The organism is Fictibacillus enclensis (genome assembly GCF_001457035.1).
Classification (GTDB): Bacteria; Bacillota; Bacilli; order Bacillales; family Fictibacillaceae; genus Fictibacillus_C; species Fictibacillus_C enclensis.
This window is the reverse complement of the sequence record NZ_KQ758617.1, coordinates 902,686-924,649: the sequence shown is the minus strand read 5'-3', so window position 1 is coordinate 924,649 and position 21,964 is coordinate 902,686. Positions and strand designations below refer to the sequence as shown.

Genomic DNA, 21,964 nt, shown 5'->3' with positions numbered 1-21,964 from the left:
TCCTGTTAGTCCGTAACAAATGCTTCTTTAACCCGTTTCCAAAATGGGAATGGGCGAAACCGGGCAAAACGGATTTTTTCCTCTGCAACACGGCATTGTATGGATTTCACTTTCTTTTGCAGCAAAAACAGGTGATCAATTGTAATATGAAAATCAACATCATTCACCGGTTTAAGCATGCAGGTGTGGTGCTGTGGAAGCACAAGGGGTGAACCGATGGTACGGAACACACGGTTGTTGATGGACGCCATCTCTGAAAGCTGGATGGATGGCAGCGAAGGATGAATGATCGCCCCGCCAAGAGCCTTATTGTAGGCGGTACTGCCAGATGGAGTGGAAATGCAAAGGCCATCTCCCCTGAACGTTTCAAACAGATCCCCTTTAATCTCAACATCCATCACCAGTGAGCCTTCGCCGCTTTTCACAGTACATTCATTTAATGCAAGATAGCTTTTTTCGTCCACATCATCCAAATATCGGACAGTTACCTCCAATAGCGGATACTCCACGATTTGATAAGGTGTTTTGGCAATATGAATCACCAGTTTTTCAACTTCATCCGGCACCCAGTCCGCGAAAAAACCCAAGTGACCAGTATGGATACCCACGAATGCTGTATCATTAATCCGGTGTACATAATGATGAAAGGCATGGAGGAGGGTTCCGTCCCCTCCTACCGTTATGACAATATCCGGTTCTGTTTCATTGTATTGCAATTCAAATTCCTGAAGATAGGTTTTGATCTTTTGCTTCAGTGTATTCGATTTTTGGTCGCCTTTTGAAATAATGGCAAACTTCACGTGTGAGTCACCTGCTTTCAAAGAAGTTATGTAGTTGGAGCCGATCCAGGTCCGTCGTCCGTCCGTTCTGAAAAAACGATCTGAGCTTCCTGAACTTCCCCTCTGATTTCAGCCATTTCCTCATCCAGCCGGCCAGCTGCCTCAGCGGCGCGCTGAAGACGAAGCTGAATATCCTTTGGGATCTGGCCCTGGTATTTATAGTTTAATGAATGTTCAATTGTAGCCCAAAAATTCATCGCGAGGGTCCGGATTTGCACTTCTACAAGAAGGGGCTTTTCTCCATCCAGGGTTTGTACAGGATAGCGGATCACCAGGTGATAGGATCGGTAACCGCTTGGTTTTTTATTGGTAATGTAATCGCGCTCCTCTACAATCTCAAAATCCTTCCGATTTCTGAGCATGTCGATTACTTTTTTAATATCATCCGTAAACTGGCACATGATGCGCAATCCCGCCAGATCCTGAATTTCTTCCTCAATTTTATCCAGCGGAATATTCTTTTGCCAGGCTTTATTGAGGATCGAATTAATAGGCTTTACCCTTCCAGTCACAAATTCAATCGGAGATTGCTTGATCGTTTTTTGATATTGTTCGCGAATGCCCCTGAACTTCACTTTTAATTCATCAACAGCTTGTTTATAGGGTGCGAGAAGGGTTTCCCAGTCCATACTCTTATTCACCTTCCTGTCTTTACTTAATATGAGCCGAAAACGCTTTTTCTACTGCTTCCAGCATCTCTTCTCCATAATTACTGTTATCTTTAATGTTCTCTATCAGATAAGACAGTTCAGAATGAATAGCTCCGAGCGGTAAGGCTTCCTCTCCTCCGGCTACCTGCAGTACTACAGGAAGTCTGGCTGTTAAGGCTTCGCTTAACTTGCCCCAGAATGGTTCTGGCAGCCCGATATAAACCAGGTCATCCTCCGTTTCCAGAACATAGATAAAGGACAGCTGATCGGAATCCACCAGCATCCTTTCCCCATCCTTCCATTGGGATATACCGTTCTGATCAATCTGAAGAATAAGCTGATCACCCGTTTCTGCGTGTTGTATGTCATGTCTGATTGCCATATGTACCTCCTAAAAAAAACAAATATTCTACACCCTAGTTTAACATAAGTATGTGTACATTTTGTCATTTGAGAATCAAAATGACCTGTGTCATAATGAGATTCGTCTAAAACAACCAAAAAGGAGTGCTGGCCATGGAGCAAGAAGTTGAAATTGAATTTAAAAATTTATTGACTCCTGATGAATTTTTTCGAATCTCGAACGATCTGTCCCTTAAAGAAGAATCTTTTATCACTCAGATCAACCACTATTTCGATACCCCCTCTTTCTCATTAAAGCATCATAAATGTGCTCTTCGTATCCGCGAAAAGAACGGCAGCCGTATACTTACCCTGAAGCAGCCCCATCCCGACGGCCTTCTTGAGACCCATCAATCCCTGACAGATTCAGAATTTGATCAAATCATGGAAGAAAACTCTTTGGTGAATGGCGATATCCCCTCCATTCTGATGGAGTTGGAAATTCATCCCAAAGACATTGCTTACCTCGGCACACTAACCACCAGGCGGGCGGAATTGCCTTATCGAGACGGAATCCTGGTTCTGGATGAAAACCAGTATCTTTCAAATACAGATTTCGAACTTGAATACGAGGCAAAAGAAAGACTGCAGGGTAAGAAGGATTTTAAGGATCTTTTGAAAAGCTACGGAATTCCTGAACGGGCCACATTAAACAAAATCCAGCGGTTTTTTGAAGCAAAAAACAACTAAGAGCCAATTGTTTATATCTTCCTCATTTGGTATGATTAGTCCTATAGATGAGGAGAGAAACCAATGGAATTTAATCCGATAAAAATGATGCTGCAGCTTAAAGTTCTAAAGCATATAAGTGCTGCCGGCATCCAATCCCCTTTTGCATCTTCACCGTTTGCGATGATTCTTGAACAGCTTTTTGAGGCTGCGGGCATAATGCCCGAGCAGACAACGGCGGGATCCCAGGAGAGATTGAGTGTGACCAATGTTTCCCAGCAGGAGCAGTTGCCTGTAAAGCCAACTACTGCACCCCTCGCTTGCAAACCGCATCAGGATATACACCAGCTGATTGATCAAATCAGTTCCAAATACAATATGAATCCCGCACTCATTTCATCGATAGTACAGCATGAATCAGGGTTTAACCCCATGAGCAAAAGCCCTGCAGGAGCAATGGGACTTATGCAGCTTATGCCTGAAACCGCCAGAAGCCTGGGGGTCAGAAATCCATATCATGCTGAAGACAACCTTGAAGGCGGAATCAAATACATCAAACAGTTGCTCGACATGTACCACGGTGATGAAAAATTAGCTCTGGCGGCATACAATGCCGGCCCGGGAAACGTAGCCAAATACCGAGGCATTCCTCCCTTTAAAGAAACCCAAAGTTATGTGGCCAAAGTATTACATACTTATCAAGCCCTCAACGCATAAACGCCCTTAAAAAGGGTGTTTTTTTTGCTGTAGTACAGTCCTCAGACCTATTGTTTGCTAAGACTGCCATACCCTTGCTACAATAAGTTTACACAAATGAAAAATGGGAATACTATTCTTCCGGATTTTTCAGGATGGATGGTCTAGTCTGAACAGAAACATCCCCATTATTTTTCTTATTTTGATATAAGCATGAAGGAGTTTTCACCATGAATGATATGGACATGACCCCTTATGAACATTTGGGTGGAGAAGCCGTTTTAAAGGAAATGGTTACAAACTTTTATGGTTTTGTGAAGCAAGATGAGGTTTTGGCTCCGCTTTTTCCAGATGATCTGACTGAAACCGCACGTAAACAAACACAATTTTTAACTCAGTTTCTTGGAGGTCCCTCTTTATACACGATCGAGCATGGGCATCCTATGCTTAGAGCAAGACATATGCCTTTTCCCATTACACACCGCCATGCCAAAGCCTGGCTCGGCTGTATGGAAAAAGCGATGGACTCTGTATCCCTGCAAGGCCCTTTACGGGATTTTATTATCAGCCGTCTAACCATGACTGCTTATCATATGGTAAATACGTCCGATGATAGCCATGGAAAGGAGAATAACTATTGACATTTTCTGAAGCCGGGTATCCTTTTGAAGCGAAGCAGAAGGGGAATATCGCTGCTTCCAACTGTCATAAACCATTGGAACTCTATTCTGTTATTGATCCTTTGAGCCCCGAGTGCTGGGCACTTGAACCTATATTAAAAAAGCTGCAAGTAGAATACGGCCAATATTTCACATTAAGGCATATCCTCGGCGGCCGGTTGGATTCCCTGAACTCTTTTAGAAAAAAGGGATATGCATCTGCAAAACGGATTGCAGAGAGGTGGGATAAGACTGCCAACATGACAGGCATGAGCTGTGACGGCGATTTATGGCGGGAAGATCCAATACTTGCACCTTATCTGGTTTTTCTTGCCATCAAGGCAGCCGAGCTTCAAGGCAAACAGTCAGGAAACAAATTTTTGCGAACACTGAGAGAACATTTATTTTTACAAAAGCAAAATATCTCAAAAGAAGACGTTCTTTATTCCATTGCCGAAATGGTTGGATTGGACGCCTGTGAGTTTATGAAAGATATTCATTCACAATCAGCCATCAAAGCCTTGCATTGTGACTGGAAGTTTGCCAACGAGATGGAAATTGACCAAATACCAACACTGATCATGTTTAACGATAAAGCTGAAGAAGAAGGCATAAAAATTGCAGGAAGCTATCAATATTCCATTTATGTGACCATCATAGAAGAAATGCTCGGTTTTCGGCCGGAGCCCAGTGCCCCTCCAGCGATAGAAGAATTTATGAAAACTTATCGCTTTGTGGCAACCAAAGAACTCGCAGTCGTCTACAATATGACGGAAAGCGAAGTCGAAACAATAATGAAGAAACTGGTTTTGCAGCAAGTTGTGAAAAAGGTGCCTGTTAAACACGGTACTTTTTGGAAATATACCCATTCTTAAAAAAGACGAACCCTATATGGTTCGTCTTTTTTGTGCTTTAAGCAAATAGAATAATGCCAAGGAGGTTGTTCATTGTGTTTATCATTTTATTCCTCTTATGTGCATTCATGCTTGCTGGCGGTTTTTATTTCTTTCTTTTATCGTTGTTGAAGATGATATCCTTTGCTCTTTCAGTCCCCATTCTGTTTGTGGCCATCCTGTTATTAATGTTATGCCTGAACTATCGCTATAAACTTAATAAGCTTTTTCATCAATGAAAGAAAGCTCCCGGCCGGGGAACGGCAAGGAGCTTCTTTTTATTGTTCAAACAGCAAGCTTTCCATCTCATCCAATATTTCTTCAAAAACTTTCAAAGCATCTTCAACCGGCTTGGAAGTTGTCATATCCACTCCTGCTTTTTTCAGTACCTCAATCGGATAATCAGAGGACCCTGCTTTCAGAAAGTCAATATACCGGGAAACCGAACTCTCGCCCTCTTCCAGGATTTGCTTGGAAAGTGAGGCTGCCGCACTGAAGCCTGTGGAATATTGATACACATAGAAATTGTAATAAAAATGCGGGATTCTGGACCACTCCAGACCAATCTCCTTGTCAATCACCACATTCTCGCCAAAGTACTTTACATTCAAATCGTAATAGATCTGAGTCAGTAGTTCTGGCGTTAACGGTTCCCCATTCGCCGCACGTACATGGATTGCCTGCTCGAACTCTGCAAACATGGTTTGCCTGAAAACGGTCCCCCGGAACCCTTCAAGATGGTGATTCAACAAATACAATTTCTCTTGCTTATCCTTTGTTTTGTTCAGCATATAGTGATTTAGTAAGGCTTCATTGCACGTAGATGCCACTTCCGCTACAAAGATGGAATAATCGGCGTACGGATAAGGCTGAGATTCCCTAGTATAATAGCTGTGAACAGAATGTCCGACTTCATGAGTCAATGTAAAAAGATTATTGACATTGTCCTGCCAGTTAAGAAGAATGTATGGCATCGTTCCGTATGCTCCGGAAGAATAGGCACCGCTCCTCTTTCCAGCGTTTTCATGAACATCAATCCACCGTTTTTCAAAGCCTTCTTTTACGATGTTCTTATATTCTTCACCCATCGGATCCAGGCTCTCCAGTACGAGCTTCTTGGCTTCTTCATAGGTTACTTCCATTTTCACATCCTGTACAAGCGGTGTATACAGATCATACATATGCAATTCATCCAGATTAAGAGCTCGCTTCCGTATATCCACATACCGGTGAAGCAAATGCAGATGATCATTTACGGTTTTAACCAGATTCTCATAAACCTCTTCCGGAATGTTGTTATCATTCAATGCCGCTTGTCTGGCTGAATCAAACTTTCTCGTTCTAGCAAAAAAGTTATCTTTTTTCACAGTACCCGCCAAGGTGCTTGCGAAGGTATTCTTAAACTTGTCATACGTGCCGTACACTGCTTTAAAGGCATCTTCCCTTACGCGGCGGTCGCTGCTTTCAAGAAAGCGAATATATCTTCCGTGGGTTACCTCGATTTCTTCGCCATTTTCATCTTTAATCACAGGAAACTTTAAATCTGCATTGTTCAGCATGCCAAAGGTTGTACTAGGGCTTGCCGTTACTTCGCTGACATCAGCCAGCAATGCTTCCTCCTCTTTAGAAAGAACATGCGGTCTTTGGCGATTAATTTCATCAAGGACATGCTTGTACAACCCAAGATCCTTGTTATCCTTGATATAGGAGTCAATCGTTTCTTCCGGGAGTAACAATATTTCCGGCACGGCAAATGATAATGAACTGCCCACCTGTGTGGCAAGGTTAGATGCCCTGTCGTTCAGTCCCTGATAAAGTGAGTTTGTTGTATCCTGATCATATCTCATATGGGCGTATGTATACAGCTTCCCAAGCTTTTTTGTCAGCTCATCCTGTTTTTGAAAAAACTGAAACAGCGTATCTGCTGATTCACCCAGTTTTCCTTGGAACTGCTTAACTTCCGGCAATAAGCGTTTAACTTCACTAAATTCTTCTTCCCATTTGTCGTTGGTTGCATAAATCGCTTCAAGATCCCATGTATCCTGCAATGGCAGCTCTTCTCTTTTTGGAAGAGACTTGGATTTGGTTTGAGCCATTTGGCTGCACCTCCATCTGTAGTATTGTGCATAACTACATTTTACCAGAAAACAGTGGATTCAAACCATGTTTTACACTGAACTGCATGATATGGAAATCATTTTTTAACGCCTTATCCATTGTGCCCGGGAACACAGGCTGGCGAATTTTAATAAATTGATGTTTTCCTGCCGGCTTTAATACACCGTAAGCACATAAAAGATCGAGATAGTTCAAAACAGCATGCGAATAGTGGGTTTCAATCAGGGGCAGCTTCCTTGTTGTCAGCAGTTTTTTCTCAACCAGCCATTGCATGGATTTATAGGCACGTGAAAAACTGATGGGCTCTCCCATTTTTAAAGGAATGATGCTTAAAAGCAGAAGGTATGATTGCCAGACATAAGAGGGCTCGGTCAACGTGTAGGAACCCAATACAGGCATACCGGCTTCAGAAGGGAAATAGGCTATGGCGGATCCATTTTGAAGAAAAAGCTTTTTTAAATAGTAAAAGGTTGGGTGATTTTGTTTAAAGGCGTAGAGTCTCCACTGTTTTTTCATGTGAAGCCAGGAGGTAACAGGAAATAAGGAGTTGGTGTTTTTTTCTGAAGGCGGGGTTTGTAATTCTTGAAAGGAATACTCTTCTAGTGGAGTTTGAAAAAGGGTTCCGTAAACACGGGTTGAGGTAACAGGAATGATCGACGTTAAATGAAGCACTTTTGCCTCTTCCGGGCAAAAATAAGTGAGGGATGGAAGTTGAGGTGATGAAAGTTTCGCAGTGAGCCAATCAAATGAGGAAAGCTGAAACATAAAGGGGCTCAGTATCTTCAGTCTTTTTTTGCCCAAAATCCATTTTGGAGACATTCCCTTGCCGATATAACCTTTCGTCCGTTTCATAAAAAGGGATGGAGACATGGTCGAGCATTGAAACTCAATGGGAAAGTTGGCGGGGATAAAAAAATCCGGCCGCTGGGAGATATCCGGAAAGAACGGTTCCAAAAGCACATCGGAATATTGCCTGCTGGCCTGTTCATACAGAAGTTTTTTGCCGAGAAGGTGATACATGGACTCTCCTTTTAACAGGGAGCAATCACTGACGCCGGGAAGGTGGGAAAAATGCCACACTTTCATCGTACCTGCTTTAATCTGCATCCTGTTGCGGCATTCCGGACAGTAAAAACCGTTTTTGCGCTGCATTTCTTTTAGCTCATCTTTCGTATAACCGGTTAACAGATTAACCCGGGTCCCGTTGTCCAAATAAGCAACGAGCATGACATCACTCCTTTTTCTTTTAGTTTATTTTACCTCTCCAAAGTTTTCAATAACAAAAAAACCGATTCCAGTTATGAAATCGGTTTTTGCTTAAAGGTTAAAGTGAGTAGAGACCTCTTCGAGCGCGTGCTCTGCAATGATTTGCTTTCCGTATTCTTGAATCCGGTGGATGGAAGCATCCGAATCAGCACCATATTCAAGCAATTGAGACAATAAGTCATCTTGTTCCCGATCTGTCGTCTCTGGATTGAAAGTCACATACAAGTAATACTTATTTTCAAAGTGGTACAGGGAGTTGGCAAACAGGGTGCTGTCAACATTATGAGAGAGCATGATCATGTCCTCGAAATCCTTAAACGCCAGCAGGAATGAGAGATAATCTTCATCTGCTAGCTCAATATCCTCTGCTATATCTGAATCATCTGTAGCAAATTGCTGATCCAGTATTTTTTCGATATTTTTATCCACAGGAAGATCAATTTTTTCATCACCTAACGGCAACTCCAATTTCGTGCCATCCTTGGACATTTGGGCTCTGGTTACAATGATTTCAAGTCCTTTATCCAATGCTTGAACCTGAATCCATAACGGTCCTTCAAGCGGAAATTGTTCTTGTTGATGGGCTTCGTCCATCATTTCCCAGAACAGCTCTTCCCCCCGTTCACGATCTGACCATATTTCTTCTCGGTCAAAACCGCGGTCTTCTATATCTCTGTACGTAATGAAAAACTTTATGGTAAATTCATTTACTCTTTCGATTTCCATTTCGTTCTCTCCCTTCTTTCCGTATTGTATCCTATGAAGGGATATTTTCCCCTGGGTATGATGTATAGTCACTTTTCCCTAAAATAAGAAAATTCAATCCAAAGTTGCTTCATTCTTGTACTCTTATTCTATGACAAAAGTTCAAAGTTGGAAATAAAAATGCTGACCCATTTTTCTGCCCTTTTTTTCATCAAAAGAGCTTTTCTTGACGCCCTATATCTGCTGTCATATAATTCAATGGTCTTTATTAAAACATTTTCGTATATATTAACACACATGATGGGGTTTATCACCTGAAAGGGGTTTTAGATTCGTGGAAGCCGATTTTTTGATCGCACTGTTGCAAATTATCGCGATAGATATTCTTCTTGGAGGAGATAATGCCATTGTCATTGCCTTAGCCAGCAGAAATCTTCCGGAGCGGCAACGCAATAAAGCGATCTTAATTGGGACAGGCCTTGCCATCGTTGTAAGGGTACTCTTAACTGTACTCGTTGTTTATTTGCTGAAGGTACCATTTCTTTATCTGGTTGGCGGATTGCTTCTTATTTACATTGCTTTTCAGCTGCTTGTTGACGATGATGAGGAAAACGATATCAAACCTGGAATGTCACTCATTGGGGCTATACGCACGATTGTTGTGGCCGATGTTGCCATGGGCCTGGATAATGTATTGGCAGTTGCCGGAGCGTCACACGGCTCCATTCCGCTCGTTATTATTGGACTGCTTGTTTCTGTGCCGATCATTATTTGGGGAAGTAAAGCCATTCTTCACTTAATGGAACGATTTCCTTTTTTGATTTATATCGGTTCGGCCATTCTTGCTTATACAGCGGCTGGCATGATTATATCCGAAAAGGAACTGCAGCCCTTCTTCAGATCAAATCCCGCTTTGGAATACGGCGTAATCATCTTTGTCGTCCTAGGCGTCATGCTTGCAGGTGTATTCATTAAAAAAGCAAAAAAATCCAAATAAAAAAGCTTCTACAGAAGTTAATCTGTAGAAGTTTTTTTAGTTAACCATACGCTGTGCTTCAAGAAGCTGGTACGTACGGACTTTTCTAGGTAAAAACCTTCTGATTTCATCTTCATTGTAGCCTACCTGGAGTCGTTTTTCATCCATGATAATTGGCCTTCTTAATAGCCCTGGATTGTCAGCAATTAACTGATACAAATCCTGAAGGGGCATAGTTTCAACGTTCAAGTTCAATTCCTGAAACGTCTTTGAACGGGTAGAAATGATTTCATCCGTTCCGTCCTCTGTCATGCGAAGAATCTGTTTAACTTCCTCTATGCTTAAAGGCTCTGAAAAAATATTTCTTTCTTGGTATGGAATTTCATTTTCTTTTAACCACGCTTTTGCCTTACGACAAGATGTACAACTCGGCGAAGTAAATAGAGTAACCATATGGATCTTCTCCTTCCCCATACTCCTGATTTAGTATCTACTTTAAAATAGTTATTAAATCATATTTTTTATTATACTACATTTTCTTTAAACAAGAAAGGTCTTCACAAAAATGTAATAAAACTTATACACCATAATCGAAATTATGTAATTCAATTATATAGACGTATTACCCTGTAAAAAGTTTCACAAAACATAAAAAAAGAAATAGGATGAAGAAATTTTCATCCTATATGCTTGATTATGCAATTGATTTGACTTGCGAAGCAGGACCTTTTTTGGGAACATTTGATAAGCCTCTAAGATTCTTTTTCAGCATCTCTTTAAGCATTTCCCGTTTGGTCTGTTTTTTCTTTTCCTTGGCTTTCATGCAGATACCTCCTTGCCATAGAAATTACTCGGTTATGGCGCCTTTATCGTGCTGAAAGGTTAATACATCGGTTACATCCTCATATGCTTTACCGTACAATTCTTTATCTTTGTACGTGTGTATTTCATTATACGTCTTTTTCATGTTTTCATAAACACTTTCTTCACTTTCTCCTTCGGGAGCCCAGTAAAGAATCTCCATTTCGTTCACTTTGTCGGTTGCAAGGGATTTTCGTCTGTACCCGATTTTTGAAGCATGGGTAAAGTCTTCCCTGCGATAGAAACGCTGCCTTTTTTCTGTATCTGTGTCTTCATAATCGATGGGTTCGACTTCAAGTATGATCGGCTTTCGCTTTTCTTTCAGCTGCTGCAGAAGTTTTTTTCCAAGCCCCTGACCTCTTGACTCTTTTGCTACAAATAAATAATCAATAAAGATAAAGTCGTCCAGTTCAACATACATTAATACATGATGAGGACCTTCATCTTTATGGTAGATGTCTCCTTTATCCTTCAAAAGGAGTTCCATGTGTTCTTTTGATTTCATTTCCTCAATCGGAAAGTATTGATTCAATTTGTCATACCAGTTCATAATAATAAGCCAGCTCCTAACGCAGTTATTTAGTTATAGAGTTAGTAAATTTACCACCAACTAGTTTTCCCTCTTTCCAAAGGGATAAACATCTTATACAATGAAGAGGAATGAATGCCTTTTCACTGGAGGGGATTTGATGGCCTTGTTTTTCCGGGATTTGCTTCTGCTCGCCGTTTTTGTCATCGGTTTAACCGCTTTCATGGGGATCATTTCACATTGGTTTTCACTTAAGTTGTTTGGCGGAAAGTCGGTTTTAAAATTTGTGGATCGTACCAAATCGTTTCAGTCCAGCTGGAGAAATGTAAAAAGAAGAGACCTTTGAACAGCTTCTACTTTACGGGAAGTTGTTTTTTTGTGAAGATAAAGATATTACTTAGAAGATTTTAATTACATACTAGAGGTGGATACATGCATATTAACATACGTACCTTTATACAACAACTTCGACAAGAAAATGAACTAATTGAAATAAATGCACCGGTTGACCCTTATCTTGAAATCCCCGAAATTCATCGGAGAGTAATTGACGAGCAGGGTCCTGCTTTGCTGTTTACCAATGTAAAAGGCTCAGATACCCCTGTGGTAACCAATTTATTCGGCACAATCCGGCGCGTGGAGCTCGCATTCGGTCCCAAACCAGAAGTTCTCGTGCAGCAGCTGGTTGACTCAATCGATGATCTCCTCCCTCCTTCCCCGTCAAAATTATGGGGAAAAAGAGGAATGATAAAAGATGTTTTGAAAATAGGAACACGAGCAGTTAAACCTTCTAAAGCTCCTGTTATGGAGCACTATACAACAGACGTTAATATGAAGAAGCTGCCTGCCTTGACAGGATGGCATCTGGACAGCAATCCTTTTATTACGCTTCCTCTTGTGTATACGGAGCATCCCGGAAAACATGAACACAATCTTGGTATGTACCGAATTGAAATTAAAGAAGAAAAGAAAACCGGGATTCACTGGCAGATTCATAAGGGCGGCGGCTTTCACCACTATGAAGCAGAGCAGATGAATCAAAAGCTGCCTGTGACATTATTCCTTGGAGGTCCACCAGCGCTTACCATCAGTGCCATCGCCCCGCTTCCTGAAGCTGTCCCTGAGCTTATGTTCACTTCCATGCTCATGGGTGACAAGCTGAATCTTACTCACGCTCCCGGGTATCCACATCCATTGATCGCAGAAGCGGAGTTCGCGTTTGGCGGTTATGCGCCTCCGCATGTTAGAGAACCAGAAGGACCGTTTGGAGACCATTATGGCTATTATTCATGGGCACACGATTTCCCTGTTTTTGAAGTTGGCCGGATGTGGAAGCGTAAGGATGCCATCTACCCTGCTACAGTCGTGGGAAAACCAAGACAGGAAGATTACTTTATCGGAGAATACCTGCAACGCCTTATGAGCCCCCTTTTCCCAGTGGTAATGAACGGGGTTAAACAATTGTGGACATACGCAGAAACAGGCTTCCATGCCCTTGCTGGTGCAGTTGTCCGTGAATCCTATTATAAAGAAGGACTTGCCCATGCGCTGCGTATTATGGGTGAAGGCCAGCTGACGTTAACTAAGTTCTTGATGGTGACGAATAAAGATGTGGATTTGCAGGATTTTTCTCAGTTGCTCGAAGCTGTGCTTGAGCGCTTTTTGCCTGAGCGTGATCTCCTCATCCTTAACGATACCTCGATGGACACCTTGGACTATACGGGGCGAAAATTCAACACCGGCAGCAAAGCGATCATGACAGGCCTTGGTGAGCCTGTCAGAGAATTGCGGAGGACCTATGATGGTGCAACCATTCCGGGTATTCATGATGTCCAGCTGTACTGTGGAGGGTGTATATGCCTTTCCGGTCCATCTTTTGAAGACGATCCTGATTTTGCTGAAAAACTGTTGGCAACTGCAGCTCGGCAGCTTAGCGACTGGCAGCTTGTTTTCCTGGTGGATGATGCCTCCATTGCAGCATCTCAATCACAATTTTTATGGACCACCTTTACCCGTTTCGACCCTGCCTTTGATCTGTATGCGAAACATGAGGTGGATCGGAATAAATTAAAATACAGCGGCCCTATCATTATTGATGCACGAATGAAACCTTTTTATCCTGAAACGGTTGAAACACGGCCAGATATCAATGAATTGGTAACCAAGCGCTGGAAGGAATATTTTTAATAAAGAAGGGAGAAATCCCTTCTTTAATTTTTGTTCAAATGAGAGCGCTGCCAATTATTTTACATTTTTATTTGTTGATACACCTCCATTTTGGTGGTATAGTATATAACAATATACATTTCTGGAGAAACAAGCCCTCTGAATAAGGTGGGTTTTTTTAAAAAGAACAAAGGAAGGAGAAATTGCGATGAGAAATGTGACATTAACCGATATTTTTCAGCAACCATCCGCCCAAAAGTACTTGAACAGGTCTGGTGTTGTTCATGCGATTGCTACCGCCTATCATGCCTTATCGTTTGCAAAAGAGTATGGAGTCGATCCTGATCTTGCCACAAAAGCGGCATTGTTGCATGATGTCGGACACTATACCTGGTATACGAATGGCCAATGGGACTACTCGCTTTACAAAGAGAATGATATCCATGCGATAAAAGGAGCGGAACGGGCACATAAGCTGCTGATCCGGCTTGGAGAAGATCCTCGTAAAGCCAAAGAAATTGCTTTAGCCATCTTACTTCACACCGATTCCTATCTTCCAAAAGGACAGCTGGACCTGCTGCCTCTTCAACGGGTAGTAGCATTGGCAGATGAAGCAGACGAAGAGCCAGGCGGAATGCATCATTATCGAAATCTGGATATGAAGACCGCACTTTCCCGCATTAAAAAATTGGACCGATTGGTGGATGCTCAATATGAGACTGAAAATCTAAAACACTCCGTATAAACAAATCATACGGAGTGTTTTTTATATTTAATGAAGGATAAATCCTATCGCGTTTTCACTGGCATAAGTTCCAATGGTACTTCCAAAGCGTGTAAATGTAACCGATTTAAATTTAGAGAATGAGAAAAAATCGCCAAACTCTTTGATTACTTCCTGCTTTGACGGGAGGCTGTGAATGATAAAGAGTTCTTTCTCAGGATGCTGATGGTGCCAATCCTGCAGGATCTCTTTCAGCTTGCAAAGTCCCTTTTTCTTTCCCCTAAACTTCCCCACTGTTTCAACGATTCCATTTTGTACTGATAGGAGCGGTTTAATATTTAAAAATTCCGCAATAGCACCTTGAACTGCTGAAATACGCCCGCCTTTTTTAACATTCTCCAATGTCTCCAGGAGCACGTAAGCAATAATGGTTTCCTTTAGTTGTTCAATCTCCTCAACAACCTGCTTTGCATTTTTGCCTTGGCAGACCAGAGAGTCTGCAAGTTTAATCAACACTTGAACCCCTGCAGAAGCAGTACCTGAATCGATAATGTGGACTCTGTTCTGGACCTTTTCATCAAGCATCCCCTTAGCAATGGACGCGCTTTGCACAGTTCCGCTCAAATTCGATGAAAGCCCTACATATATAAGCTCATTCCCTTTTTCAATCTCTTTTTGGAATACATTCAAAAAGGCTTGCGGGGATGGCTGGCTGGTTTTTGGAAGGTGTTCTTCTTTTGCCATTCTCTCGTAAAACATATCCGTGCTGATCGTTTCGCCATCTAAGAAATGGTCGCTGCCAAACGTAATATTAAGAGGAACGACGGCTAAAGGAACGGATAACGCATGATGCTCTGCACAATAATCGCTGGCACTATCCAGTACAAACGTAATATTCATTCAATGACCTCACTAGAAAAGATTCCTTGCTTCCTTAACATAACACAATACGATCTCCCGATATACAGGAGATCGCTGTATTTACTGCTGTTTATTCTCAGTGTTCAACTCATTGTCATAAAGATGGCAAGCTACCCAGTGGCCTTCCCGCGCTTCCAACCATTTCGGTTCTTTGCTGGCACACACATCCATTGCGTGCGGGCACCTTGTACGGAACCGGCAGCCGCTTGGAGGGCTGATCGGGCTAGGGAGATCGCCTTCAAGAATGATACGCTCCCTGCTGCGTTCCACTTCCGGATCAGGAACAGGAATAGCGGAGAGAAGAGCCTGGGTGTAAGGATGCAATGGTTCTTCGTAAAGCTCATCACTTTCTGCCAGTTCTACAATGTTACCAAGATACATCACACCTACACGGTCAGAAATATGCTTAACCATGGAAAGGTCATGCGCGATAAACAAATACGTTAGACCGCGCTCTTTCTGAAGTTTCATCATCAGGTTGACCACTTGAGCCTGAATGGAAACATCCAGCGCTGAAATTGGTTCATCCGCAATAATGAAATCCGGGTCTACAGCAAGTGCACGGGCAATACCGATACGCTGGCGTTGTCCGCCGGAAAACTCGTGCGGATAACGGCTCGCATGTGCACGGTTCAAGCCTACTGTTTCAAGAAGCTCATAGACTCTTTCCATACGTTCTTTATCGTTTTTTGCCAGACCGTGGATGTCTATTCCCTCGGCAATAATATCCTTGATTGTCATCCTTGGGTTCAATGAAGCATACGGATCCTGGAAAATCATTTGCATGCGGCGGTTAAACGACTTTAAATCTTTTCTGGACTTTTTGCCATGAACATCCTTGCCTTCAAAGGTCACATTCCCGCCTGTGGCTTCATAAAGGCGGATGATGGTTCGTCCTGTCGTGGATTTTCCGCATCCGGATTCTCCAACCAGTCCGAGAGTCTCTCCTTTATATATATCAAAGCTGACATTATCAACCGCTTTTAAGACAGCATTTTTCCCAACATTGAAGTGCTTTTTGAGATTTTTTACTTCCAATAATTTTTCTCGTTCAACGACTGCCATTAACGGGCACCTCCTACTAATGCGGCTTCAGGCGGTTCAACCTGAGGCGCACGCTCATCCAGAAGCCAGCATGCCGTTTTATGCGTGGAAGTAACATCGGTCACATCCGGCATGTTGTCTACACACACCTGCATTGCATAAGGGCAACGGGCAGCAAAAGGGCAGCCTTTTGGAGGATTAAGCAAGTTCGGTGGTGTACCTGGAATGGCCATTAATTCTTTATCCGCAGAATTCAACTTCGGCATGGAAGATAATAACCCCCATGTATACGGATGCTTTGGATTATAAAAAACTTCATCGGTTGTTCCTGTTTCAACAATGGTGCCGCCATACATAACGGCTACCCGCTGAGACAGATTCGCCACTACGCCAAGATCATGCGTGATTAAAATAATGGCAGTTCCTGTCTTTTGCTGCAAATCTCTCATTAAGTCGAGAATCTGTGCCTGAATGGTTACATCGAGAGCTGTTGTTGGCTCGTCGGCAATCAATACCTTAGGGTTACATGCCAGCGCAATGGCAATCACCACACGCTGTCTCATCCCACCTGAAAATTGGTGAGGATATTCATTAATACGAAGCTCGGGATTTGGAATACCAACCAATTTCAACAGATTGATCGCACGTTCCTTCGCTTCATTTTTGGATAAATTCTGATGTTTTCGAAGGCCTTCCATGATCTGCTTCCCAACTGTCATCGTCGGGTTAAGAGAAGTCATCGGGTCCTGAAAGATCATTGAAATTTCAGAACCGCGAATTTTTTCCATCTCACGGTTGGAAAGCTTGGTAAGATCTCTTCCTTCAAAAAGGATTTCTCCTTCTTTAATTTCACTCGTTTTTTCAGGCAGCAATCTCATGATGGATTTTGAAGTAACGGATTTTCCGGAACCTGATTCTCCTACAATTGCAAGAGATTCTCCTTTTTCAAGATGAAGATTGACCCCCCGGACAGCTTTTACTTCGCCTGCAAACGTATGAAAGGAGACATTGACATTATTTAGTTCTAGAATATTTTTCATCTATTTCTCCTCCTATTTACGCATCTTAGGATCTAGTGCATCACGCAAGCCGTCACCGAGAAGGTTAAAGCTGATCATAATTAAAGAAATAATTACAGCCGGGTACAATACAAGGTGCGGATAAATTTGCAATGATTTAAACCCTTCGTTTACCAATGATCCAAGAGACGCAGTCGGCGGTGAAATCCCGAGACCAATGAAGCTTAAGAACGCCTCTGTAAAGATTGCACTCGGAATGGTAAACATAGATGTAATGATGATGGACCCTAAAATATTTGGAAACATGTGCTTGGTAAGGATTCTTGAACTCTTCGCTCCAAGCGTAACAGATGCAAGAACATACTCCTGAGTTTTCAACTTTAAAATTTGTCCTCGTACGATACGTGCCATCGTCGTCCAGCCGGTAATAACCATAGCGAATGTAATTGAGAGGATACCTGGATCAAGAATCAGAATCATCAGAATAACAACAATCAGGTTAGGGATACCAATAAGAATCTCGATAATCCTTTGCATGATATTATCCGTTTTTCCGCCATAGTAACCTGAAATAGCACCGTAAGCGACACCAATCACCATGTCAATGGCAGCCGCCAAAAACGCGATGTATAAGGAGATCTGTGTTCCTTTCCATACCCTGACGAACTGGTCTCTTCCCAGAGCATCTGTACCAAACCAATAGTAATTGTCTTTTTGGTTTTTCATTTTGTACTGATCTACACCGCGGATGTCTACTCCATCGAGACCGAGGAAGCCTACCTTTTCAAGAACAGGAACTCTTGGAGGCAGGTTGGTACGGCTTGTATCCTGGTCATCAAAGCCGTTATGGCTGAATAGCGGTCCAAGAAATGCAAGGAGCAAGATTGCCACAATGATGATCAGCCCTGAAACGGCTCCTTTGTTTTCAAACAATCTCCTTCTGGCGTCCTGCCAGAAGGAGGTACTTTCTTTTGTGATTTTTTCGGCATCGTCCGAAGACCTGACCGCAGGTTGGAATAAGTCGTTGTTTAGTTGTTTTTCATGCATGCTCATTATCCCTTGCCTCCTGCAACCCTGATTCTAGGGTCAATTACTCCGTATAAAATATCCACAATCAGTATGACGATGATAAAGCACACACTGTAAAAAATGGTCGTCGCCATAATGACTGGATAGTCATTCAATGTTATAGATGAAACAAATTGAAATCCTAAACCAGGAACAGCAAAGATTTTTTCGATGATCAGCGTTCCCGTGATCAGGTTTATAGCTAATGGACCCAAAATAGTGACCACAGGAATCAATGCGTTCCGGATGGTATGTTTCCAAATTACGACCAAGTTAGAAAGTCCTTTGGATTTAGCAGTTGTAATATAATCTTGTCCCAACACTTCAAGCATTTCCGTTCTCATGAACCTGGCCACAGTTGCTATAACAAAAACAGATAACGAAAGTGCTGGCAGAACATGATATTTCGGACCGTCCCAAAGGGCAACGGGCAGCCATTCTAACTTAACCCCTACGTAATATTGTAAAACTCCTGCAAAAACAAAGGATGGAATGGATATTCCCAATACCGCAATCAGTGATGACAAATAATCAATTGATGTATTGTGCTTTAAAGCTGCAGCAATTCCCAAAATTAAGCCAATGATCGTTCCTATAATCGTTGCTTCAACACCAAGAACAGCGGAAGGCCCGATTCTTTCAGCAATCATGGTAGAAACAGGACGGTTGTCATATTGGAAAGATACACCCATGTCTCCTTTAACCAGATTACCCATGTAGTTGAAATACTGAACAGGGACGGGATCATTCAATCCATACTTTTCATTCAAAATAAATTTTTGTTGATCTGTCAGTTTCTCCTCATTGTTAAACGGAGAACCTGGCAGCAGCTTCATAAGGAAAAACGTAAATGAAGTAATAATAAATAGTGTGATCAGCATGTAAAGCAATCGTTTTAGTACGAAACGAGCCACTATTGCACCTCCTAAAAAAATAAACCCCTGCTTAATACCTATATCTCTATATTAAGTGACAAAACAATATCCTACAATAGTTTCGTTAGAATTTTCGACAAATTTTTACTAATAAGTCATTTGCAGTTAAAAGGAGAGTATATGGCTAACTGACATATACTCTCCTGGTACATCTATAAAACCCTAGTTTTTACTTAACGTCCCAATCTCTGTAGCTATAATCCCCACCAAATGAATGGTTGTGGATATTTTTAATATTTGATTTTGTGATAAAGGCATAACCACGTTGGTACATAGGGCTGATTGCCGCATCGTCTTGGATTAGGATTTTTTCAGCTTGCTGCATCATTTCCCAACGTTTTTTAAGATCTGTTTCAGATGAAGCCTTTTTAATTAGCTCATCATACTTTTTGTTGGAGTAGTTCATTTCGTTGTGAGAACCACCAGTTACAAACATGTCAACGAATGTCATTGGATCTGGGTAGTCAGGTCCCCAACCAGCGTATGAAATGTCATAATCCAAGTTTTCCTCAAGCTTAAGCTTTTGCTTGAAAGGTTGAGCTTTGATTTTCAGAGATAGACCAGGAAGGTTTTTCTCCAATTGGTTTTTGATGAACTGTGCATCTTTTTGTGCCGTATCAGTGTCATAGTTAAGAAGAGTAAGACTTACCTTTTTAACTCCAAGCTCTTTCAAGCCTTTTTCCCAATATTCTTTTGCTTTCTTAGCGTCACCTTTGTTCATGTCGCCATTTTTCTCACGGAAGTCAGCTCCGTCTGGACCGTTAACAAACTTGGACGGCACCAAGAAATATGCAGGAACAGATCCGTTATTCAACAATACGTCTGTTAATTGCTTCTTATCCCAGCCCATGTCAATCGCATGGCGGATGTTGTTGTTTGCTAGTGCTTTGTTCTTTTGGTTCATACGAAGGAAGAACACAGAAGATTCAGGCACTGTGCTGAAAACGTCTTTTTTATCTTTATATTGGTCAACATATTCCGCAGAAATTGTTGTGCGGTCTAGTTTTCCAGTTTCAAACAAGTTAATACGAGTTGCTTCGTCTTTAAGGATGTTCACGTTGATTTTATCAACTTTTACGTTCTTCTTGTCCCAATATTTATCGTTCTTTTCCAATACCCATCCTTTTTCATGCTCCCATTTTGTAAGAGCGAAAGGACCGTTGTAAAGAGCTTTGTCAGCTTCTAAAGCGTATTGTTTCCCTTGTTCTTTAACAAACTTTTCAGGTTGTGGATAGAAAGTCGGGAATGAAAGAACCGCTTTTAAGTAAGGTTTTGCACTGGTTGGACCAGCGAACTTTACTTCAATTGTATGATCGTCAATAGCTTTGATACCAAGCTTATCCGTTTTGTTATACATTGGATCTTCAGGGTTTAGAATTTTGTCAGCATTCAGGATGCCTGCAACTTGATAGATGAAAGAGTATTGAGTAGCTGTGTCTTTGCTTACAGCTTTTCTCCAGGCAAAAACATAATCGTTTGCTGTTACAGGATCACCATTGCTCCAAACAGCGTCATCGCGAAGTTTAAATACCCAGGTCTTGCCGCCATCTTTCTCTTCTGGTTCTTCAGCAGCCCCGGACAGAACTGGCTCATCCTTGTCGTTCAAGGTATAAAGACCTTCGTATACATTGTTTGCCAAGTTTAGAGAAACTTGATCGTCTGCCATGATGTTGTCAAGATACGGGATTTCGGAAGTTTCCATAAGGTTTAGGACCTTTTCTTTAGAACCCCCACCTTTACTTGAACTGTCCCCGCTCGCTTTTTCCTCTTTTTTACCGCTGCACGCAGAAAGGAAAACGCTCAAAACGAGCACAATCGTTAGTAATAACGACCATTTTGACTTCTTCATTGATTGACCTCCCCTTTTTCTGTTTACCTAATTAGTGAGCCAAAGCTTCGTGAATTATCAGACATTTTGCCCACATTCGTATTATACAAGTTTTCATACTATTATGCATATACTTTTTTTTACGACTTTTACAAAAAGCCCATTTTATTTACGTTTCTTTAACAAAAAATAGGACTAAATACCTATGATTGTCCAGCGTTTTCATCCCTTCTGTTATCCATAAAATTCCATCAAAATGCGCAAAATATCCTCCTTTCTTACCCTTCGTTTTTTATATTTTCTAATAACTCTGAACCTATATGCACTCTCCTTCAGTAAACGTTCGGATAATTGATAGGTATAAAGTAGTATGCCTGCATCTTCTGTTCATGGTAAAATGAATAATACAGCTATGAATTTGAAAATGATGGGAGTAAATCGATGTCACGTTTTTCGGCTTCAGCACTATTGACCGCAGGGTCTGTTTTACTATCACTTTTCATTGAATTTTTGTCGGATAAGAAGCTTCATCTCATTCATGTGGTGGACAACCTTTTTATGGTGGGGCTTGCTCTGGTCCTGATCGGCTTAGTGTTATTTGTTGTTAGGGGCGGATTCTTCGATCTTTTTTCAAAGACAGTCAAAAAAGTGATGAAATCATTCTCGAAGTCAGCCGAGTACGCAGAGAGCCAGGAAGAAGCCTCAAACTTCAGCCTGTCCGAACGGGTATCTGGCAATTTTGTCTTTCCTCTGCTTTGTTCCGGAGCTGTGTTGTTTGTTTTTTCTAGTCTGGTTGCAATTCTATTGTAATTTTTATATACTATTTTTAACTGAATGAATAATAATTAAAGGCGATGATAAAGAAAAGTACATGTTTTTGAAGCTCGCAGAGAGCCTGTGGCCGGTGGAAACAGGCAGTGAATGAACATGGAATGGGCTTTTGAGCTCCTGTCTGAACATTGTTTAGTAGGAACAGGCGTGTGTGTCCGCACGATA

The 21,964-nt window shown here is 41.8% G+C and carries 24 protein-coding genes and 1 other annotated feature (1 of these 25 cut by a window edge); of the genes, 9 read left to right on the top strand and 15 right to left on the bottom strand.

What is annotated here, in order from left to right:
- Window positions 1-5: 5 nt before the first annotated feature.
- From AS030_RS04895 to AS030_RS04885, 3 genes are read right to left on the bottom strand one after another with little or no spacing between them, the layout of a single operon-like run.
- Window positions 6-800 carry an NAD kinase gene (locus AS030_RS04895; RefSeq protein ID WP_176716375.1) on the bottom strand — a complete coding sequence of 265 codons (795 nt, stop codon included), beginning with the start codon at window positions 798-800 and terminating at the stop codon, window positions 6-8.
- Between the two features lie 26 nt (window positions 801-826).
- Window positions 827-1,468 carry a GTP diphosphokinase gene (gene yjbM, locus AS030_RS04890; protein WP_061969028.1) on the bottom strand — a complete coding sequence of 214 codons (642 nt, stop codon included), beginning with the start codon at window positions 1,466-1,468 and terminating at the stop codon, window positions 827-829.
- 22 nt (window positions 1,469-1,490) lie between these two features.
- The gene (locus tag AS030_RS04885) at window positions 1,491-1,871 is read right to left on the bottom strand and encodes a UPF0738 family protein (RefSeq protein ID WP_061969026.1); all 381 of its coding nucleotides are present in this window, start codon (window positions 1,869-1,871) and stop codon (window positions 1,491-1,493) included.
- A gap of 134 nt (window positions 1,872-2,005) precedes the next feature.
- Between AS030_RS04885 and AS030_RS04880 the strand changes: the two genes are divergently transcribed.
- The 4 genes from AS030_RS04880 to AS030_RS04865 all read left to right on the top strand — a co-directional run bounded on the left by AS030_RS04880 (window position 2,006) and on the right by AS030_RS04865 (window position 4,790).
- Complete coding sequence (locus tag AS030_RS04880; protein ID WP_061969023.1) at window positions 2,006-2,581, top strand: CYTH domain-containing protein; 576 nt, start codon at window positions 2,006-2,008, stop codon at window positions 2,579-2,581.
- A gap of 63 nt (window positions 2,582-2,644) precedes the next feature.
- Window positions 2,645-3,277, top strand: a complete 633-nt coding sequence (locus AS030_RS04875; RefSeq protein WP_061969021.1) for a lytic transglycosylase domain-containing protein — start codon at window positions 2,645-2,647, stop codon at window positions 3,275-3,277.
- 209 nt (window positions 3,278-3,486) lie between these two features.
- A complete protein-coding gene (locus tag AS030_RS04870; protein WP_061969019.1) occupies window positions 3,487-3,897 on the top strand; it encodes a globin domain-containing protein in 411 nt (136 codons plus the stop codon).
- Window positions 3,894-4,790, top strand: coding sequence for a ClpXP adapter SpxH family protein (locus tag AS030_RS04865; protein WP_061969017.1), 897 nt, complete (start codon window positions 3,894-3,896; stop codon window positions 4,788-4,790). The genes AS030_RS04870 and AS030_RS04865 overlap by 4 nt, the downstream gene beginning before the upstream one ends.
- 296 nt (window positions 4,791-5,086) lie before the next feature.
- Here the strand turns inward: AS030_RS04865 and pepF are convergent, their stop codons facing one another.
- The 3 genes from pepF to mecA all read right to left on the bottom strand — a co-directional run bounded on the left by pepF (window position 5,087) and on the right by mecA (window position 8,918).
- Window positions 5,087-6,904, bottom strand: coding sequence for an oligoendopeptidase F (gene pepF, locus AS030_RS04855; RefSeq protein WP_061969012.1), 1,818 nt, complete (start codon window positions 6,902-6,904; stop codon window positions 5,087-5,089).
- Window positions 6,905-6,938: 34 nt separating this feature from the next.
- Window positions 6,939-8,153: a competence protein CoiA gene (locus AS030_RS04850; RefSeq protein WP_061969010.1), complete on the bottom strand. Its 1,215-nt coding sequence runs from the start codon at window positions 8,151-8,153 to the stop codon at window positions 6,939-6,941.
- A 90-nt stretch (window positions 8,154-8,243) separates the two neighbouring features.
- The gene (gene mecA / locus AS030_RS04845) at window positions 8,244-8,918 is read right to left on the bottom strand and encodes an adaptor protein MecA (protein ID WP_061969008.1); all 675 of its coding nucleotides are present in this window, start codon (window positions 8,916-8,918) and stop codon (window positions 8,244-8,246) included.
- 313 nt (window positions 8,919-9,231) lie between these two features.
- On the opposite strand from mecA, the gene AS030_RS04840 reads away from it, so the two are divergent.
- Complete coding sequence (locus AS030_RS04840; RefSeq protein ID WP_061969005.1) at window positions 9,232-9,894, top strand: TerC family protein; 663 nt, start codon at window positions 9,232-9,234, stop codon at window positions 9,892-9,894.
- Between the two features lie 36 nt (window positions 9,895-9,930).
- Here the strand turns inward: AS030_RS04840 and spxA are convergent, their stop codons facing one another.
- From spxA to AS030_RS04830, 3 genes are all read right to left on the bottom strand, one after another.
- Window positions 9,931-10,326, bottom strand: a complete 396-nt coding sequence (spxA, locus tag AS030_RS04835) for a transcriptional regulator SpxA (protein ID WP_061969003.1) — start codon at window positions 10,324-10,326, stop codon at window positions 9,931-9,933.
- 241 nt (window positions 10,327-10,567) lie between these two features.
- Complete coding sequence (locus AS030_RS24520; RefSeq protein WP_276203841.1) at window positions 10,568-10,696, bottom strand: hypothetical protein; 129 nt, start codon at window positions 10,694-10,696, stop codon at window positions 10,568-10,570.
- Window positions 10,697-10,720: 24 nt separating this feature from the next.
- Window positions 10,721-11,284, bottom strand: coding sequence for a GNAT family N-acetyltransferase (locus AS030_RS04830; protein WP_061969001.1), 564 nt, complete (start codon window positions 11,282-11,284; stop codon window positions 10,721-10,723).
- 139 nt (window positions 11,285-11,423) lie between these two features.
- Between AS030_RS04830 and AS030_RS04825 the strand changes: the two genes are divergently transcribed.
- The 3 genes from AS030_RS04825 (at window position 11,424) to AS030_RS04815 (ending at window position 14,174) form a co-directional block, all read left to right on the top strand.
- The gene (locus AS030_RS04825; protein ID WP_061968999.1) at window positions 11,424-11,609 is read left to right on the top strand and encodes a hypothetical protein; all 186 of its coding nucleotides are present in this window, start codon (window positions 11,424-11,426) and stop codon (window positions 11,607-11,609) included.
- An 86-nt stretch (window positions 11,610-11,695) separates the two neighbouring features.
- Window positions 11,696-13,450, top strand: a complete 1,755-nt coding sequence (locus AS030_RS04820; protein ID WP_061968997.1) for a UbiD family decarboxylase — start codon at window positions 11,696-11,698, stop codon at window positions 13,448-13,450.
- A gap of 187 nt (window positions 13,451-13,637) precedes the next feature.
- Window positions 13,638-14,174, top strand: a complete 537-nt coding sequence (locus tag AS030_RS04815; RefSeq protein ID WP_061968994.1) for an HD domain-containing protein — start codon at window positions 13,638-13,640, stop codon at window positions 14,172-14,174.
- A gap of 27 nt (window positions 14,175-14,201) precedes the next feature.
- On the opposite strand, the gene AS030_RS04810 is transcribed toward AS030_RS04815, so the two are convergent.
- The 6 genes from AS030_RS04810 to AS030_RS04785 all read right to left on the bottom strand — a co-directional run bounded on the left by AS030_RS04810 (window position 14,202) and on the right by AS030_RS04785 (window position 20,989).
- On the bottom strand, window positions 14,202-15,053 hold the full coding sequence (locus AS030_RS04810; protein ID WP_061968992.1) for a DegV family protein: 852 nt from the start codon (window positions 15,051-15,053) through the stop codon (window positions 14,202-14,204).
- 81 nt (window positions 15,054-15,134) lie between these two features.
- A complete protein-coding gene (locus AS030_RS04805) occupies window positions 15,135-16,139 on the bottom strand; it encodes an ABC transporter ATP-binding protein (protein WP_061968990.1) in 1,005 nt (334 codons plus the stop codon).
- The gene (locus AS030_RS04800) at window positions 16,139-17,158 is read right to left on the bottom strand and encodes an ABC transporter ATP-binding protein (RefSeq protein ID WP_061968988.1); all 1,020 of its coding nucleotides are present in this window, start codon (window positions 17,156-17,158) and stop codon (window positions 16,139-16,141) included. Before AS030_RS04800 ends, AS030_RS04805 begins: the two co-directional genes overlap by 1 nt.
- Window positions 17,159-17,170: 12 nt before the next feature.
- Window positions 17,171-18,184, bottom strand: a complete 1,014-nt coding sequence (gene opp3C, locus AS030_RS04795) for an oligopeptide ABC transporter permease (RefSeq protein WP_141687057.1) — start codon at window positions 18,182-18,184, stop codon at window positions 17,171-17,173.
- Between the two features lie 5 nt (window positions 18,185-18,189).
- Complete coding sequence (gene opp3b, locus AS030_RS04790; RefSeq protein WP_061968983.1) at window positions 18,190-19,119, bottom strand: oligopeptide ABC transporter permease; 930 nt, start codon at window positions 19,117-19,119, stop codon at window positions 18,190-18,192.
- A gap of 190 nt (window positions 19,120-19,309) precedes the next feature.
- Window positions 19,310-20,989 (bottom strand): peptide ABC transporter substrate-binding protein, encoded by a 1,680-nt coding sequence (locus AS030_RS04785; protein WP_061968981.1) that lies wholly within the window; start codon window positions 20,987-20,989, stop codon window positions 19,310-19,312.
- Window positions 20,990-21,409: 420 nt separating this feature from the next.
- Here AS030_RS04785 and AS030_RS04780 point away from each other — a divergent pair, with 420 nt between their 5' ends.
- Window positions 21,410-21,778 (top strand): DUF3899 domain-containing protein, encoded by a 369-nt coding sequence (locus AS030_RS04780; protein ID WP_061968979.1) that lies wholly within the window; start codon window positions 21,410-21,412, stop codon window positions 21,776-21,778.
- A gap of 35 nt (window positions 21,779-21,813) precedes the next feature.
- Window positions 21,814-21,964: a binding site (T-box leader), on the top strand; it runs 87 nt beyond the window's last position.

What these genes read in the sequence shown, in the direction of transcription:
- AS030_RS04815 (WP_061968994.1), top strand. Translation starts at nt 13,638, where the DNA reads ATGAGAAATGTGACATTAACCGATATTTTTCAGCAACCATCCGCCCAA.
- AS030_RS24520 (WP_276203841.1), bottom strand. Translation starts at nt 10,696, where the DNA reads ATGAAAGCCAAGGAAAAGAAAAAACAGACCAAACGGGAAATGCTTAAA.
- AS030_RS04820 (WP_061968997.1), top strand. Translation starts at nt 11,696, where the DNA reads ATGCATATTAACATACGTACCTTTATACAACAACTTCGACAAGAAAAT.
- mecA (WP_061969008.1), bottom strand. Translation starts at nt 8,918, where the DNA reads ATGGAAATCGAAAGAGTAAATGAATTTACCATAAAGTTTTTCATTACG.
- yjbM (WP_061969028.1), bottom strand. Translation starts at nt 1,468, where the DNA reads ATGGACTGGGAAACCCTTCTCGCACCCTATAAACAAGCTGTTGATGAA.
- pepF (WP_061969012.1), bottom strand. Translation starts at nt 6,904, where the DNA reads ATGGCTCAAACCAAATCCAAGTCTCTTCCAAAAAGAGAAGAGCTGCCA.
- AS030_RS04810 (WP_061968992.1), bottom strand. Translation starts at nt 15,053, where the DNA reads ATGAATATTACGTTTGTACTGGATAGTGCCAGCGATTATTGTGCAGAG.
- opp3C (WP_141687057.1), bottom strand. Translation starts at nt 18,184, where the DNA reads ATGCATGAAAAACAACTAAACAACGACTTATTCCAACCTGCGGTCAGG.
- AS030_RS04885 (WP_061969026.1), bottom strand. Translation starts at nt 1,871, where the DNA reads ATGGCAATCAGACATGACATACAACACGCAGAAACGGGTGATCAGCTT.
- AS030_RS04870 (WP_061969019.1), top strand. Translation starts at nt 3,487, where the DNA reads ATGAATGATATGGACATGACCCCTTATGAACATTTGGGTGGAGAAGCC.
- AS030_RS04800 (WP_061968988.1), bottom strand. Translation starts at nt 17,158, where the DNA reads ATGAAAAATATTCTAGAACTAAATAATGTCAATGTCTCCTTTCATACG.
- AS030_RS04785 (WP_061968981.1), bottom strand. Translation starts at nt 20,989, where the DNA reads ATGAAGAAGTCAAAATGGTCGTTATTACTAACGATTGTGCTCGTTTTG.
- spxA (WP_061969003.1), bottom strand. Translation starts at nt 10,326, where the DNA reads ATGGTTACTCTATTTACTTCGCCGAGTTGTACATCTTGTCGTAAGGCA.
- AS030_RS04780 (WP_061968979.1), top strand. Translation starts at nt 21,410, where the DNA reads ATGTCACGTTTTTCGGCTTCAGCACTATTGACCGCAGGGTCTGTTTTA.
- AS030_RS04825 (WP_061968999.1), top strand. Translation starts at nt 11,424, where the DNA reads ATGGCCTTGTTTTTCCGGGATTTGCTTCTGCTCGCCGTTTTTGTCATC.
- AS030_RS04875 (WP_061969021.1), top strand. Translation starts at nt 2,645, where the DNA reads ATGGAATTTAATCCGATAAAAATGATGCTGCAGCTTAAAGTTCTAAAG.
- AS030_RS04805 (WP_061968990.1), bottom strand. Translation starts at nt 16,139, where the DNA reads ATGGCAGTCGTTGAACGAGAAAAATTATTGGAAGTAAAAAATCTCAAA.
- AS030_RS04830 (WP_061969001.1), bottom strand. Translation starts at nt 11,284, where the DNA reads ATGAACTGGTATGACAAATTGAATCAATACTTTCCGATTGAGGAAATG.
- AS030_RS04850 (WP_061969010.1), bottom strand. Translation starts at nt 8,153, where the DNA reads ATGCTCGTTGCTTATTTGGACAACGGGACCCGGGTTAATCTGTTAACC.
- AS030_RS04880 (WP_061969023.1), top strand. Translation starts at nt 2,006, where the DNA reads ATGGAGCAAGAAGTTGAAATTGAATTTAAAAATTTATTGACTCCTGAT.